The sequence below is a fragment of the Streptomyces sp. NRRL B-3229 genome, assembly GCF_000719505.1.
GTDB classification, from domain to species: domain Bacteria; phylum Actinomycetota; class Actinomycetes; order Streptomycetales; family Streptomycetaceae; genus Streptomyces; species Streptomyces griseorubiginosus.
Window position 1 is genome coordinate 231,139 of record NZ_JOGP01000003.1, and the last position, 14,340, is coordinate 245,478.

The 14,340-nt window shown below is 72.3% G+C and carries 13 protein-coding genes, 1 tRNA gene and 1 pseudogene; 13 read left to right on the forward strand and 2 right to left on the reverse strand.

The window, feature by feature from the left end; translation table 11 throughout:
- Window positions 1-49 precede the first annotated feature (49 nt).
- A complete protein-coding gene (locus IF54_RS0105970; RefSeq protein ID WP_030315240.1) occupies window positions 50-1,228 on the reverse strand; it encodes a glutamate dehydrogenase in 1,179 nt (392 codons plus the stop codon).
- A 198-nt stretch (window positions 1,229-1,426) separates the two neighbouring features.
- Here IF54_RS0105970 and IF54_RS0105975 point away from each other — a divergent pair, with 198 nt between their 5' ends.
- From IF54_RS0105975 to IF54_RS0106000, 6 genes are all read left to right on the forward strand, one after another.
- Window positions 1,427-2,605, forward strand: coding sequence for an MBL fold metallo-hydrolase (locus tag IF54_RS0105975; RefSeq protein ID WP_030315242.1), 1,179 nt, complete (start codon window positions 1,427-1,429; stop codon window positions 2,603-2,605).
- A gap of 723 nt (window positions 2,606-3,328) precedes the next feature.
- Window positions 3,329-6,001 carry an ATP-binding protein gene (locus tag IF54_RS0105980; RefSeq protein ID WP_030315244.1) on the forward strand — a complete coding sequence of 891 codons (2,673 nt, stop codon included), beginning with the start codon at window positions 3,329-3,331 and terminating at the stop codon, window positions 5,999-6,001.
- A 68-nt stretch (window positions 6,002-6,069) separates the two neighbouring features.
- Complete coding sequence (locus IF54_RS0105985) at window positions 6,070-6,504, forward strand: roadblock/LC7 domain-containing protein (RefSeq protein WP_030315250.1); 435 nt, start codon at window positions 6,070-6,072, stop codon at window positions 6,502-6,504.
- A 2-nt stretch (window positions 6,505-6,506) separates the two neighbouring features.
- The gene (locus tag IF54_RS0105990; RefSeq protein WP_030315252.1) at window positions 6,507-6,878 is read left to right on the forward strand and encodes a DUF742 domain-containing protein; all 372 of its coding nucleotides are present in this window, start codon (window positions 6,507-6,509) and stop codon (window positions 6,876-6,878) included.
- The gene (locus IF54_RS0105995) at window positions 6,856-7,455 is read left to right on the forward strand and encodes a GTP-binding protein (protein WP_030315255.1); all 600 of its coding nucleotides are present in this window, start codon (window positions 6,856-6,858) and stop codon (window positions 7,453-7,455) included. Before IF54_RS0105990 ends, IF54_RS0105995 begins: the two co-directional genes overlap by 23 nt.
- Before the next feature lie 95 nt (window positions 7,456-7,550).
- A complete protein-coding gene (locus IF54_RS0106000) occupies window positions 7,551-8,132 on the forward strand; it encodes a GAF domain-containing protein (protein WP_030315257.1) in 582 nt (193 codons plus the stop codon).
- Window positions 8,133-8,168: 36 nt separating this feature from the next.
- Here the strand turns inward: IF54_RS0106000 and IF54_RS0106005 are convergent, their stop codons facing one another.
- Window positions 8,169-8,777: a GOLPH3/VPS74 family protein gene (locus tag IF54_RS0106005; protein ID WP_030315259.1), complete on the reverse strand. Its 609-nt coding sequence runs from the start codon at window positions 8,775-8,777 to the stop codon at window positions 8,169-8,171.
- A gap of 366 nt (window positions 8,778-9,143) precedes the next feature.
- On the opposite strand from IF54_RS0106005, the gene tdh reads away from it, so the two are divergent.
- From tdh to IF54_RS0106035, 7 genes and pseudogenes are all read left to right on the forward strand, one after another.
- Window positions 9,144-10,172 (forward strand): L-threonine 3-dehydrogenase, encoded by a 1,029-nt coding sequence (tdh, locus tag IF54_RS0106010; RefSeq protein ID WP_030315262.1) that lies wholly within the window; start codon window positions 9,144-9,146, stop codon window positions 10,170-10,172.
- Window positions 10,173-10,186: 14 nt separating this feature from the next.
- Window positions 10,187-11,380, forward strand: a complete 1,194-nt coding sequence (locus IF54_RS0106015) for a glycine C-acetyltransferase (RefSeq protein WP_030315265.1) — start codon at window positions 10,187-10,189, stop codon at window positions 11,378-11,380.
- 108 nt (window positions 11,381-11,488) lie between these two features.
- Window positions 11,489-12,391 (forward strand): LysR family transcriptional regulator, encoded by a 903-nt coding sequence (locus IF54_RS0106020; protein WP_030315268.1) that lies wholly within the window; start codon window positions 11,489-11,491, stop codon window positions 12,389-12,391.
- A 140-nt stretch (window positions 12,392-12,531) separates the two neighbouring features.
- Window positions 12,532-13,116 (forward strand): helix-turn-helix domain-containing protein, encoded by a 585-nt coding sequence (locus IF54_RS0106025; RefSeq protein ID WP_030315271.1) that lies wholly within the window; start codon window positions 12,532-12,534, stop codon window positions 13,114-13,116.
- The gene (locus IF54_RS0106030) at window positions 13,113-13,646 is read left to right on the forward strand and encodes a GNAT family N-acetyltransferase (protein WP_030315273.1); all 534 of its coding nucleotides are present in this window, start codon (window positions 13,113-13,115) and stop codon (window positions 13,644-13,646) included. The genes IF54_RS0106025 and IF54_RS0106030 overlap by 4 nt, the downstream gene beginning before the upstream one ends.
- 127 nt (window positions 13,647-13,773) lie before the next feature.
- Window positions 13,774-14,058: pseudogene (locus IF54_RS44140) on the forward strand (MmcQ/YjbR family DNA-binding protein); the annotation flags it as partial.
- Between the two features lie 198 nt (window positions 14,059-14,256).
- Window positions 14,257-14,333: transfer RNA gene (locus IF54_RS0106035), tRNA-Pro, on the forward strand.
- Window positions 14,334-14,340: the final 7 nt, after the last annotated feature.

A 14,340-nucleotide genomic window follows, 5' to 3' on the forward strand; every position in this document is an offset into this window, starting at 1 on the left:
GGTCACCCTAATCCGTCGGCCCGGAGCACACCGCCCGGCCGGGGTCAGGTCAGCGGTACCAGCCGAACCGCTCCGCGATCACCGGCAGCCGGTCCGCGACCAGCGCGTGAGCTGCGGCGCGCGGCGAGGTGCCGTCCGCCTCCGCCCGCCCCAGCATCTGCTCGACCAGGGCGCGCATGGAACGCCGTATGTGCGCGAAGGCCTCGTCCGCCTCCGCGCCGATGTCACCGAACAGGGTCCACCACCACCAGGCGTTCGTACCGGAGTTGACCACCACGTCCGGCAGCACGGTGACCCCGCGCGTGGCCAGCATCGCCTCCGCCGCGGGCAGGACCGGCATGTTGGCCGCCTCGACGATCCAACGGGCCCGGATCCGCGCCTGGTTGCCGGTGTCGATCGCGTACGAGACCGCCGCGGGCACCAGCACCTCCGCATCCGACGACAGCCAGGCCTCACCGGGCAGTTCACGGTCGGCGGGACGCAACACGGAGCGGTCCACGGTCCCGTAGGAGTCCCGCGCGGCGAGCAGCGCCTCGACGTCGAGACCGGCGGGATTGAGGATCGTGCCCTTGATGTCCGCGACGGCCACCACGGTGAGCCCCGCGCGGGTGAGGAAGCGGGCCGTGGCCCCGCCCATGGTGCCCAGCCCCTGCACGGCCACGCGCGTGCCGGCGTACGGCACCCCGGCCCGGTCCAGGGCCGCGAGCGCCGACTCGGCGACCCCGCAGCCGCCCGCCAGCTCGTCGAGACCGATGCCGTCCACCTCGACGGCGAAGGCGTCCGCGAGCCGTCGCCGGGCCGCCGTCGCGTCGTCGAGAAGCGGGTAGACCGCCTGGATCGAGGAGACCAGGCCGGCCTCGGCGGCCGCCCGGTCCACCAGGTCCTGGCTGAGGCCGAGGTCCTCGCCGGTCGTCCAGAGGCTCTCGACGTACGGCCGCATGGCGCGCAGGTAGCGCACGAGGAGCCCGTACGCCTCCGGGTCCCGGGGGTCGCAGTCGATGCCGCCCTTGGCGCCGCCCAGGGGGATGTACCGCGCGGCGGGGTCGTAGTGCAGCGCCTCCTTCATGGTCATGCCGCGGGCGAGCCCGGTGACCTCCTCCAGCGTGCAGCCCGGGCGCATCCGCAGACCGCCGCTGGCGACGCCCCGCACCAGCCGGTCGACGACCAGGAAGCCCTGGCGGCCGGTGACGTGGTCGGTCCAGGTGAGCGACAGCAGGGGGGTGGTCACGCGGGCTCCGGGCGGCTGGAGGGTTACTGAACGGGGAGTCAGTATTGGCATCGGGGTCCTTGCTGTCAACGTGAAGGGGCGTCCCCTGTCAACGTGAACCCCTCCTGCGGCGTCCTTACGCATGTGACCGGGCAGACCCCGGCACCGTCAGAGGGGCGGACCATAATGGATGCCTCAGCTTCTCCACCTGGAGGTACCGTGACCGGCTTCCGTTCCCTGAGCTCCGGGCTCCGCGCGGTGCAGCCCGCGGCCTTCGGTGCGGACCCGAGCGGTGAGCGCTTGGCGCGCATCCGCAGATCCCCCCACTTCAAGGACGGCGTCTTCCAGAACCCGGGCGGGAACCCCACGCGGATCCGGCCCGACGCCTCCCCGCTGGACTTCGCCAAGGTCTTCTTCGACAGCGACAGCCGGCCCCGGCGCGCTCCCGAAGGCCGGATCCCGGTGCACCCCACGACCCTCGCCGACCTCTCCAGGCCGCCCGCCACCGGGCTGCGGCTGACCTGGATGGGCCATTCCAGCGTCCTCGCCGAGATCGACGGACGCCGGGTGCTGTTCGACCCCGTCTGGGGCGAGCGGTGCTCCCCGTTCCCCTTCGCCGGACCCAAGCGGCTGCACCCCGTGCCGCTGCCGCTCGCCGCGCTCGGCCCGGTCGACGTGGTCGTGATCTCCCACGACCACTACGACCATCTGGACATGCCCACCATCAAGGCACTCGCCGGGACGGACACGGTGTTCGCCGTGCCGCTCGGGGTGGGGGCGCATCTCGAGCACTGGGGCGTGTCCGCGGACCGGCTGCGCGAGCTGGACTGGCACGAGTCGACCCAGGTCGCCGGACTGACGCTGACAGCCACGCCGGCTCGGCACTTCTGCGGACGCGGACTGCGGAACACCCAGCACACGCTGTGGGCCTCCTGGGTGGTCTCCGGCGAGGAGCACCGGGTCTACCACAGCGGTGACACCGGGTACTTCGACGGCTTCAAGGACATCGGCGCGGCCTTCGGGCCCTTCGACGCCACGATGATCCAGCTCGGCGCGTACTCCCACTTGTGGCCGGACATCCACATGACCCCCGACGAGGCGCTGCGATCCCATCTGGACCTCCAGGGCGGGGACGCGGCGCAGGGGGTGCTGCTGCCGATCCACTGGGGGACGTTCAATCTCGCGGCCCATGCGTGGGCGGAGCCGGCCGAGCGGACGATGCTCCTGGCGCACAAGGCCGGGGTCGCGATGGCCTCGCCGCGGCCGGGGGAGCCGTTCGAGCCGGGCGCGGTGCCGGTGGTCGACCCGTGGTGGCGCGGGGTGGCCAAGGCGCCTGTCGGGGGATGGGACGGGTTGCCCACGGCTGCGGGTGAGCCTGAGGTCGCGCTGGAGGCCTGAGGGCCCTGTCGGTCGAGCTCTGTTGCGAGGCTGCGGGCTGAGGCCTGAGCTCGGGTGGTGTCGGGGTGCCGGGGTGTCGGGTGCTCGTGGCGGTGATGATTCCGCCGGGGGCGCGCGGCACCCCTTTGTGATGCGCCCTTTCGGGTGTGCCCGGGGCGGCGGGCGGAGTCCCTCATGGACACGCTCAGTGACGTTCGGGAAGGCTTGGGCCAATGGTCCAGCAGGGCTTCGGCGAGCGGTCGTACTCGAAAAGGCGGCTGATGTGATGACCGGGGTGCGCGTACGCCCCACGGCCTCGTCGTGCGTTCCTGAACAGCCTTGACCAGGGCTGATCGGTATTCACTCGTTCGAGGCTGTCCGTCCGATCGGTTTGTCGGTCTGTCGTGCGAAGCCTCATACCAGAGTGGGAAGCCCGCCGGAGGACTTTGTCAACTGCCGCTCGCACATGATGCCTTGGCGACTACTGTGAGTGTCCACCGGGCGACGAGGGGCTGAAGTATTCGGTTCTCTCGACCGGTACGCCACGACGCATGCCCACGGTGGACCGCCGCGGGGGCGGGGAGGAGGGAGGGGGCGCAGGTGACCGACGAACGCGCCGCCTCACCCGTTCCCACGCCCCTCGCCCGGCAGCCCGCCGGGGCGCACGCCGCGGCCCGCCGGACCGGGCGGGTCAGCCCGGGGACCTCCGGCCGTCAGGACCCACGGACCACTCCAAGGACACCGATGTCTCACCTCCGTGCACCGGCCGCGCGCGCAGACCGCCGTGAGGGCGGGCGGCACGGCCGGCAGGTCGCCCGCCCCGCACCCTCGCTGCCGGAGACGCACATACGGCCGCAGTTGTTGCGCCTGGCCGTGCTCCCGCCGATCGCGGTGGCCCTCAGCGGCTGCGCGGCGGTCCTGTTCACCGTCCGCACCACGGGGGCACGGCCCGGACTCGTCCTGTGGGGTGTCCTCGGCGGCGCGCTCTCGGTGACGCTCGCGGGCATCCTGATCGCCGCGGTAGCGGCCGACCGTGCCGCCGCCACGGTGAGCGACCGGGTCGGCGCACTGCGCCGCAGCAGCGCGCGCCGCGAAGCCGAACTGCGTTCGCTGGTCGAGGGGTTGCGGCGCGGAGAGGTCCCGCCGGGGCGTGCTCCGCGCAGCGGTCCGGCCGAGGGCGCCGACGACTTCGAGCTGCTCGCGGCCGAGCTGGCGCGGGCGCACGACGGGGCCGTCACGGCCGTCGTCCAGGCCGCCCAGCTCTCCAGCCAGGCCGGCAGCGAACAGAAGCTGGAGGTGTTCGTCAACCTCGCCCGGCGGCTCCAGTCGCTGGTGCACCGGGAGATCTCGATTCTCGACGAGCTGGAGAACGAGATCGAGGATCCCGACCTGCTCAAGGGGCTCTTCCACGTCGACCACCTCGCGACCCGGATCCGGCGGCACGCCGAGAACCTCGCGGTGCTCGGCGGTGCGGTCTCGCGGCGGCAGTGGAGCAACCCCGTCTCGATGACCGAGGTGCTGCGTTCGGCCATCGCCGAGGTCGAGCAGTACTCGCGGGTCAAGCTGGTGCCGCCGATCGACGGCACGCTGCGGGGGCATGCCGTCGCCGACGTCATCCATCTGCTGGCCGAACTCGTCGAGAACGCGACGGTGTTCTCTGCGCCGCACACCCAAGTCCTGTTGCGGGCCAACCTGGTGACCTCGGGGCTCGCGGTCGAGGTCGAGGACCGTGGACTCGGTATGCCGGTCGCCGAACAGCAGCGGATGAACGCGCTGTTGACGGACCCCGATCAGGTGAATGTGGCCAGCCTGTTGGCGGACGGCCGCATCGGGTTGTTCGTGGTGTCCCAGCTCGCCAAGCGGCACGGGATCCATGTGCGGCTCCAGAGCAACATCTACGGCGGGGTGCAGGCCGTTCTCGTCGTCCCGCAGGCGCTGTTGGGCTCGGCGCCGGGGGCGGTGGGGGCGCAGCCCCCCGAGGGCGCGGTGTCCGGCGTCGGGGCGCCGCGGAGTCCCGGCCCACAGCGGCCCGGTCCGCAGGCACGACACCGGGGAGCGCCGGCGGAGCCGCGTCCCGGGGGTGATCCGAGTCGGCGGCAGTCCCAGGGCGCCGCGGGAGCGCCCCTCAACGGCCACACGACCCCGGCGGTGAACGGCGGGGCGGCGGGAACGCGGGGCGCGGAGGGCGGACGGACGGCGCCTGCCGAGGGAGAGGGCGACGGCGGCGGGCGTGGGCGGGGTGGAATTGCGTCGTCGCATGGCAGCGGGCGCGGGGCGGAGGGGGACGGGCGCGCGCCGGCAACTGGTGAGCGTGCGTCGTCGGACGCGCGTCGTGGAGGTTCGGGAGTGGCCGGCGGAGTCGAGGCCCCGGCCGGGAAGGGTGGTCCAGCGCAGGCCGGGGGCGAGTTCGCGCCGGGTGCGAGTGGGCCTGAGGCGAATGCGGGCGGGCGGGGGATTGAGGGTGCCGGGTCGGCCGCGAACGGTGCGGCCACCCCCGGAGGGAGCCTGACCTCGCTGGAAGGCGACGCGAGTGTGGCGCACGGCCGTGGGTCGGGTATCCGCGGCACGTCCGCCGATGTGAGTGGAGTCGGTTCCCAGGGGCACGGTCGCGCCGTCGGTGAGGGAAAGGGCGGGCGGCCCGCGCCCTTGCCAGTGCGGGGGGCACGAGCAGGGCGGCCCAATCCTGCCGACGCCGTGCCCGGCATCAAGCCTGCCGATCGGCGGCTGGTCGCGGAGCACGTCGGCGCGCCTCCGACCCCGCGTGCCGGGACCGTGCGGGGCACCATGGGCAAGCCGCAACTGCCCCGGCGCCGCGCCCAGGAGCACATCGTGCCCCAACTGCGCGGCGGGCCCGCGCCCAGGCAGGACGCCGAGTACCTTGCAGGCCATGACCCGGGGCTGATGGCCGCCTTCCAACGCGGGATCAGCCTCGCCGAGGCCCAGCAGCACCTGGAGTCGGACCCCGGCGAACCGGGACCGTCCGTACCCGTCGCTCCGCCCCACCTGGCGTCCGACCCCATGGGACCGGCGCACACAGCCGCAGGGCACATGGAGCCACACCCGGGGGGTCCGCTGCACACCGCTTCCGTCCCTATGGATTCCAGCCACACGGGTTCGGCGTACACGGCCGCCGCCTACATGGACCCCCTCTCCAACCTGACTGCCGCATCAGCGGAGTCAAGCCGCGTGACGTCCCCCGACCCCTCCGCCGCGTTCGAGTTCGACGTCAACCTCGGCCGTGGCAGGGGCCGTACAGACGCCACACCCACGACCGAGTCCGCCGCCCTGGACGTAACCCCCCTGGACGCAACCCCCCTTGACGTGACCCCCATGGAGCGGCCCCACATATCCGATCCGCACGGTCTCGGCCCTGACCACACCACCCCCCGGCACGACGGGAGCGCACCCGCCGGATGACCAACCCTGCGTTCACCTCACCCCCCAGCGCTCCCGCAGACCTTCGTACCTCAAGGAGTCGATCCACCATGGCGAGCGAAGCGCCGACCGGCCATGTATCCGACCTCGACTGGCTGATGAGCGGCCTCGTGCAGCGCGTGCCGCACACCACCAGCGCGGTCCTGCTGTCCTGCGACGGGCTCGTGAAGTCGGTCCACGGCCTCGATGTCGACAGCGCCGACCACATGGCCGCCCTGGCCTCCGGCCTCTACTCCCTCGGCCGTAGCGCGGGCGCCCGCTTCGGCGACGGCGGGGACGTCCGGCAGGTCGTCGTCGAACTCGACTCGACGCTGCTGTTCGTGACCACCGCCGGCTCCGGTACCTGTCTCGCCGTCCTGGCGGGACGCGAGGCCGACGCCGCCGTGCTCGGCTACGAGATGGCGATGCTCGTCAAGAGCGTCCGCCCCTACCTGGTGACCGCGCCCCGGCAGCACGCCGTCGAATCCCCGGCGATGAGGCCTTGAGCGTGGCGGCGGCCGGCGACGGGCCCTGGCTCGACGACGCGGCCGGGCGGCTGGTGCGGCCGTTCACGGTCAGCAACGGCCGCACCCGGCCGTCCGTCGCGCTCGACCTGCTGTCGCACGTGCGGGCCACCGGGGTCACCCCCATCGGCTACCTCGGCCCCGAGCACGCGCAGGTGCTCGACCTGTGCCGCGCGACCCTGTCGGTCGCCGAGGTCGCCGCCCATCTCAAGCTGCCGGCGGTGGTCACCAAGGTGCTGCTGTCCGACCTCGTCGACTGCGGGGCGCTGACCACCAAGCCACCCGAGTTCACCCACAACCCGACTGACCGGGCTCTTCTGGAGGCAGTGCTCGATGGACTACGACGACAGCTCTGACCCCTTCCCCACCGCACTGAAGATCCTGGTGGCGGGAGGGTTCGGGGTAGGCAAGACGACCTTCGTGGGCGCGGTCAGCGAGATCGCCCCGCTCAGCACGGAGGAACTGCTCACCACGGTCAGCGCCGCGACCGACTCTCTCGACGGCATCGAGAACAAGGTCGAGACGACGGTCGCCATGGACTTCGGACGCATCACGCTCGACCCGCAACACGTGCTGTACCTGTTCGGCACGCCGGGACAGGAGCGGTTCTGGTTCATGTGGGACGAGCTCTCCGAGGGCGCGCTCGGCGCGGTGATCCTCGCGGACACCCGCCGGCTGGAGGACTGCTTCGCGGCGGTCGACTTCTTCGAACAGCGCGGACTCGGGTTCATCGTCGCGATCAACGAGTTCGACGGCGGCTACCGCTACGACCCCGAGGAGGTGCGCGCCGCCATCGACCTCCCGCCGGAGATCCCGATCGTGCGCTGCGACGCCCGGATCTCCAGTTCCGGTGTGCAGACCCTGCTCACCCTCGTACGGCATCTCATCGCCCACAGCCCGGCACCCGCGCCGAGTCATGGCGCCCACATGTGAGCGCCCCGCGCCAATCAATGGCGCCCACATGTGACCCCCGCACACACCGCCACGGAGCCGCATATGACCGACGTCCACAGCGACGGAAGCCGCCCATGAGCTACGACCCACCACGCCCGGCCGGTCGACTGCTGCTCACCCCGGAGGACAAGGAGGCCCCGGACCGGGCGCGACGGCTCCGCATGCTGGGACTCGGGGAGCAGCCGGAGCCCGCGCTCGACGCCTTCGCCCGGCGGCTCGCCGAGCGCACGGGGGCGCCGTACGCGATGGTCAACTTCATCGGCGAGCAACGGCAGTTCTTCGCCGGGCTCAGGATTCCCGCGGCCCGTCCGCCATCCCCGGCGGACGGCGCCGAGGCCAGGCCGGAAGTGGGCCGCTACATGGAACGCGACCATGGGTTCTGCCCCCATGTGGTCGTCCGTCGCAAAGCCTTGGCCCTGGAGGACGTCCGTGACTACCCGCGCTTCGCCGGCAACCCGGTGGTCGACGAGTTCGGTATCCGGTCCTATCTGGGCGCACCGCTCATCGACTCCACGGGGATGGTCCTCGGCACGGTGTGCGTCGCGGACGTGGAGCCGCGGACCTGGGGCAGGCCCGGCCTGGAGACCATCAAGTCGTCGGCGTCCGAACTCATGGCACGGCTGGAGCAGGGGGTGGCCGACGGGCTCCCGCCGTGAACGGAAGGCGCCCGTGGCCCGCAACGCCGGTGAACGTCACACGCCTCCGCGCCAGATGTTGTCGAAGGCCGCCTTCTCGATCGCCCGCCGCTGCCGTACGGCCTCCAGTTCCATCACCGCGTCCCCGACGGCGGCCAGCACGGTCGTGACCGTCTCCCCGACGAGGTCCTCCTCGAACTCCGTGCCCTTGTCCTCGATCCCGGCGGCGGAAGCCAGGGCGGCGAAGACCGGTTCGCCCGAGTCCCGGCGTTCCTGTGCGGCGCTGCGGGCCGGGGAGTCGACCGGCACCGTGCGAGCGGAGAGCAGCGGAAAGCGGCGGCCGCGCGGGCGGCTGGTCAGTCCGACCTTCTCAAGGTCGTCGACGTAGGCCGTGGCGAGTTCGCGGCCCCGGCGCCACAGCCAGTCCTCCACCGTCTCGTAGGGCTCCTGCCGGACGAGCGCGGCGGTCGCCTCGTCGAGCAGCCGGTCTCCCGTCGTCGTCTCCGGTGCCGGCACGATCCGGTCGTCCTCCACGGTGATCGCCCCGGCCGCCACGAGGTCGAGCACCTCGGCCCCCGCGAGCACGAGCGACAGGTCGCCCTGCTCCACGGAGCGGCCGGGCGGCACGTCCAGGGCGACGATCGCGAGGTCCCGTGCGGTGGTCATGAGCGGCTCCACGTCTGTCGGCCGGGTGCGGGGCGAGGGTGCCAGGACCGCGGGTCCTTCCGTCCTCGGTCGATTCTCTCCGCGATCGGCCCCCGATGACCATGGGATGCGGGAATCCGCCTCGACGCGCAGCCGCACGCACCGGCACCCCGGGTCGTCGGCCGCCCTGACCCGGCCGTGTGCCGAGCGCCGACCGAGGTTCTCAAGACGCCGCCGGCGACCTCGGCCTCGACACCCCGGCCGCCCGGCTGCCGCAGGCATGAAGCCGAGCTGTGGGGCCGCTTAAGAAATCCTCGATGGACCAGGGCGGCGTCGTACGGCAGATTGCTGGGCGTTCCCACCCCTCGTACCCACAGGAGCCGTAGCGTGAAGGCGCTGGTCAAGGAGAGGGCCGAGCCCGGGCTCTGGCTCGCGGACGTCCCGGAGCCCGCCGTCGGACCCGGCGATGTGCTGATCAAGGTGCTGCGCACGGGGATCTGCGGCACCGATCTGCACATCCGGAACTGGGACGGCTGGGCCCAGCAGGCGATCCGCACCCCGCTCGTCCTCGGGCACGAGTTCGTCGGCGAGGTCGTCGAGACCGGGCGCGACGTCCAGGAGATCCAGGTCGGGGACCGGGTGAGCGGCGAGGGGCACCTCGTCTGCGGGAAGTGCCGCAACTGCCTCGCCGGGCGGCGGCACCTGTGCCGGGCCACGATCGGCCTCGGTGTCGGGCGGGACGGGGCCTTCGCCGAGTACGTGGCCCTGCCCGCGGCCAATGTGTGGGTGCACCGGGTGCCGGTGGAACTCGACGTGGCCGCGATCTTCGACCCGTTCGGCAACGCCGTGCACACCGCGTTGTCCTTCCCACTGGTCGGCGAGGACGTGCTGATCACCGGGGCGGGACCGATCGGCCTGATGGCCGCGGCGGTCGCCCGGCACGCGGGTGCCCGCAACGTCGTGATCACCGACGTCAGCGAGGAGCGCCTGGAGCTGGCCCGCAAGATCGGGGTGAGCCTCGCGCTCAATGTGTCGGAGGCACAGATCGTGGACGGGCAGCGGGAGTTGGGGCTGCGCGAGGGCTTCGACATCGGCCTGGAGATGTCCGGCCGCCCCGAGGCGCTGCGCGACATGATCGCCAACATGACCCACGGCGGCCGGATCGCGATGCTGGGGCTGCCGGCCGCGGAGTTTCCTGTGGACTGGGCCCGGATCGTCACCTCGATGATCACCCTCAAGGGCATCTACGGCCGTGAGATGTTCGAGACCTGGTACGCGATGTCGGTCCTCCTGGAGGGCGGCCTCGACCTCGCCCCCGTGATCACCGGCCGGTACGGCCACCGCGACTTCGAGGCGGCGTTCGCCGACGCGGCGAGCGGCCGCGGCGGCAAGGTCATCCTCGACTGGACCAACTGACCTAGGGACTGACGATGTTCGACTCCGTGCGCGACGACCTGCGCGCCACCCTCGACGAGATCCGCGCCGCCGGACTGCACAAGCCCGAGCGCGTGATCGACACCCCGCAGTCGGCGACCGTGAACGTCTCCGCGGGCGGCCGCCCCGGTGAGGTCCTCAACTTCTGCGCCAACAACTACCTCGGCCTCGCCGACCACCCCGAGGTGGTCGCCGCCGCGCACGCCGCGCTGGACCGCTGGGGCTACGGCATGGCCTCGGTCCGCTTCATCTGCGGCACCCAGGAGGTGCACAAGGAGCTGGAGGCCCGCCTGTCCGCCTTCCTCGGGCAGGAGGACACGATCCTGTACTCCTCCTGCTTCGACGCCAACGGCGGTGTCTTCGAAACCCTGTTGGGCCCCGAGGACGCGGTGATCTCCGACGCCCTGAACCACGCGTCCATCATCGACGGCATCCGCCTGTCCAAGGCCCGCCGCTACCGCTACGCCAACCGTGATCTCGCCGATCTGGAAAGGCAGTTGAAGGACGCCTCCGACGCGCGTCGGCGTCTGGTCGTCACCGACGGCGTCTTCTCCATGGACGGTTACGTGGCGCCCCTGCGCGAGATCTGCGACCTCGCCGACCGGTACGACGCCATGGTCATGGTCGACGACTCGCACGCCGTCGGCTTCGTCGGCCCCGGCGGGCGCGGCACCCCCGAGCTGCACGGCGTGATGGACCGTGTCGACATCATCACCGGCACCCTCGGCAAGGCCCTCGGCGGCGCATCGGGCGGGTACGTCGCCGCCCGCGCCGAGATCGTCGCCCTGCTGCGCCAGCGCTCACGGCCGTACCTCTTCTCCAACACGCTCGCCCCGGTGATCGCCGCGGCCTCCCTGAAGGTCCTGGACCTGCTGGAGTCGGCCGACGACCTGCGGGTGCGGCTGCGCGAGAACACGGCCCTGTTCCGTCGGCGCATGACGGAGGAGGGCTTCGAGATCCTCCCCGGCGACCACGCCATCGCGCCCGTGATGATCGGCGACGCCTCCCGGGCGGGCCGGCTGGCGGAGCTGCTGCTGGAGCGCGGGGTGTACGTGATCGGGTTCTCCTACCCGGTGGTGCCGCAGGGCCAGGCGCGGATCCGCGTCCAGCTGTCGGCCGCGCACTCCACCGAGGACGTGAACCGCGCGGTGGAGGCCTTCGTCGCGGCCCGCGCGGAGCTCGGGGACTGAGCCGGGCTCGGCACGTGAGCCGGGCTGGGCGGCTGCACCGGGCTCGGGGACTCAGCGGCCCCGAGCGCCGAGCCGGACCACGCGGGTGCATTTGAGACAATCAGTCGCATGATCGAAGCGCGGCGGCTCCACATCCTGCGTGCGGTGGCCGACCACCGTACGGTGACGGCGGCTGCCGCCGCGCTGTATCTCACGCCCTCCGCGGTCTCCCAGCAGCTGACGGCGCTGGAGCAGGAGACCGGCCACCGGCTCGTCGAGCGGGGCGCGAAAGGCGTACGGCTGACCGCCGCCGGCGAGATCCTGCTCAGCCACACCAACGCGGTCCTCGCCCAGCTGGAGCGGGCGGAGGCCGAACTCGCCGCGTACGGTGCGGGGGAGGCCGGCACGGTCACCGTCGCGTCCTTCGCGACCGGCATCGCGCTGGTCGTGGCGCCCGCGGTGACCCGGCTCGCCAGGACCGCCCCCGGTATCCGCCTGCGGGTCCAGGACGCCGAGGGCGACGCCAGCCTGCCGATGGTGCTGGACCGGCAGGTCGACGTGGCGGTCGCGGTGGAGTACCGCGGGGCCCCGCCGGCCGATGACCCCCGCCTGGCGCACGTGCCCCTGTACGCCGAGCCCTTCGACGCGGTCGTCCCGGCCGGCCACCGGCTCGCCGACGCGGGCGAGGTGCCGCTGGCGGAGCTCGCCAAGGACCCCTGGATCGGCCCCTACCCAGGCAACCCCTGCCATGACGTGGTGGTGCTGGCCTGCGAGAACGCCGGTTTCCAGCCCGGCCTGGAGCACTCCTCGGACGACTTCCGCGCGGTGGTGGCCCTCGCCTCGGCGGGCGCCGGGGTGGCGCTGGTGCCGCGCTCGGCGCTGCGCGGGATGGACCTCGCGGGGGTGGTCGTACGACCGGTGGACGGGCCGGCACCGACACGGCGGGTGTTCGCGGCGGTGCGGCGGGGGGCGGAAGACCATCCGCTGATCCGGCCGGTGCTGGAGGCGCTGGGCGAGGCGGCCGGGGCGTAGCCGCCGACTGAAAGCCTGACCGAGAGCTTGGCTGAGATCTTGGGGTGATGCGGGCGGCCGCGGAGCGCGCGGCGGCCGGAGATCTTGACTGAGAGCTCACGGAAACCTCCCTGTTTCATATCAGGGATAACGTCCCGGATATGAAACATGACGTGGTCCCGAGCGAGGTCGACTCCGTCGATGTCCGACTCGCCGCCCGGCTGGCCTTGCTGCGGGCCGAACGCGGCTGGTCCCTGGGGGAGTTGGCCGAACGCAGCGGAGTCAGCAAGTCGACTCTCTCGCGTGCCGAGCGGGCCGAGATCAGTCCGACCGCCTCGCTGCTGAACCGGCTCTGCGGGGTGTACGGGCGGACCATGTCGCAGCTGCTCAGCGAGGTCGAGGCCGAGCCCGCCCCCTTGGTGCGCGGCGCCGAGCAGACGGTGTGGGAGGACGCCGCCTCCGGGTTCGTGCGGCGGTCCGTGTCCCCGCCGCATCCCGGGCTGCGCGGCGAACTCGTCGAGGGGCGTCTCGCCGCCGGCGCCGACATCTCCTACGACCGCCCGCCCGTGCCCGGTCTCGAACAGCACATCTGGGTCCTGGCGGGCGCGCTCGACGTCACCGCGCAGGGAGCCGACCACCATCTCGACACCGGGGACTGCCTGCGGCTGCGGGTTTGGGGACCGACCCGGTTCCGCTGCCCGGGCCCCGACGCGGCGCGGTACGCACTGGCGGTGGTGCTGCCGTGAGCGCGACCCACCTGGACGAGGCCCAATTGACGGAACACGTCGAGGAGTTGGCCGAGCTGCTGGTCGACACCGTGGACGGCGGTGCCTCCATCGGATTCCTCGCGCCCCTCGACCGGGCCGTGGCCGTCGCCTGGTGGAAGGGGCGCGCGGCCGCGGTGACCGCCGGACAGCTGGCCGTGTGGGCCGCCTTCGACGACCACCGCGTGGTCGGCACGGTCAGTCTGGCCTTCCCCGACAAGCCCAACTCCCGCCACCGCGCCGAGCTGGTCAAGCTGATGGTGCACCGGAGTGCCCGTGGACGTGGTCTCGGTCGCACGCTCCTCGGAGTCGCGGAAGAGGCCGCCGCCGCGGCCGGCATCACCCTGCTCCACCTCGACACCGAGACCGACAGCCCCGCCGAACGCCTCTACGACTCGGCGGGCTGGGTCCGGGCCGGGGTCATCCCCGACTACGCGGCCGATCCCGGCGGAGCGCTGCGGCCGACGACGCTGTATTACAAGCGGCTGGGTGCGACCGCTCCCACCGGGTGATCGGCGCCCGCTCCCACCGGGTGGTCGGCGACGGCGGCCCCACCAGGTGATGGGCGAATGTCCTGCCAGGCGATCGGCGCCCCCTCCCACCAGGTGATTGTCAGTGCGGGCCGCTACCGTGCCTGTCATGCCGGACGCCGAAGACGTACGCAGTATCGCCCTGTCCCTGCCGGACACCACGGAGAAGATCGCCTGGAGCATGCCCACGTTCCGGGTCGCGGGTAAGATGTTCGCCACATTGCCCGAGGACGAGACCTCCCTCGCCGTGCGCTGCCCCAAGGAGGAGCGCGACGAACTGGTGCTGGCGGAACCGGGAAAGTTCTGGATCGCCGACCACGAGGCGCAGTTCGCGTGGGTGCGCGCCTACCTGTCCGCGATCGAGGACGAGGCGGAACTGAAGGACATCCTCGCCGACTCCTGGCGTCAGGCGGCCCCGTCGCGGCTGCTCGACGCGTATCCGGCGCTCGGGCTGCCGGACGAGCCCAGAAGGCGAGATCCCGTGCCCGGCCGGGACCAAGGCCGAGCGGAAACGGGTGCGCGACCATCGACCCGAGTGCGGTATGGTTTCTTTGCGCGTTCGGCCAGGGGAAACCCCAGGTCAGACGGGCACCGGGACGTGGCGCAGCTTGGTAGCGCACTTGACTGGGGGTCAAGGGGTCGCAGGTTCAAATCCTGTCGTCCCGACCAGCTTCAC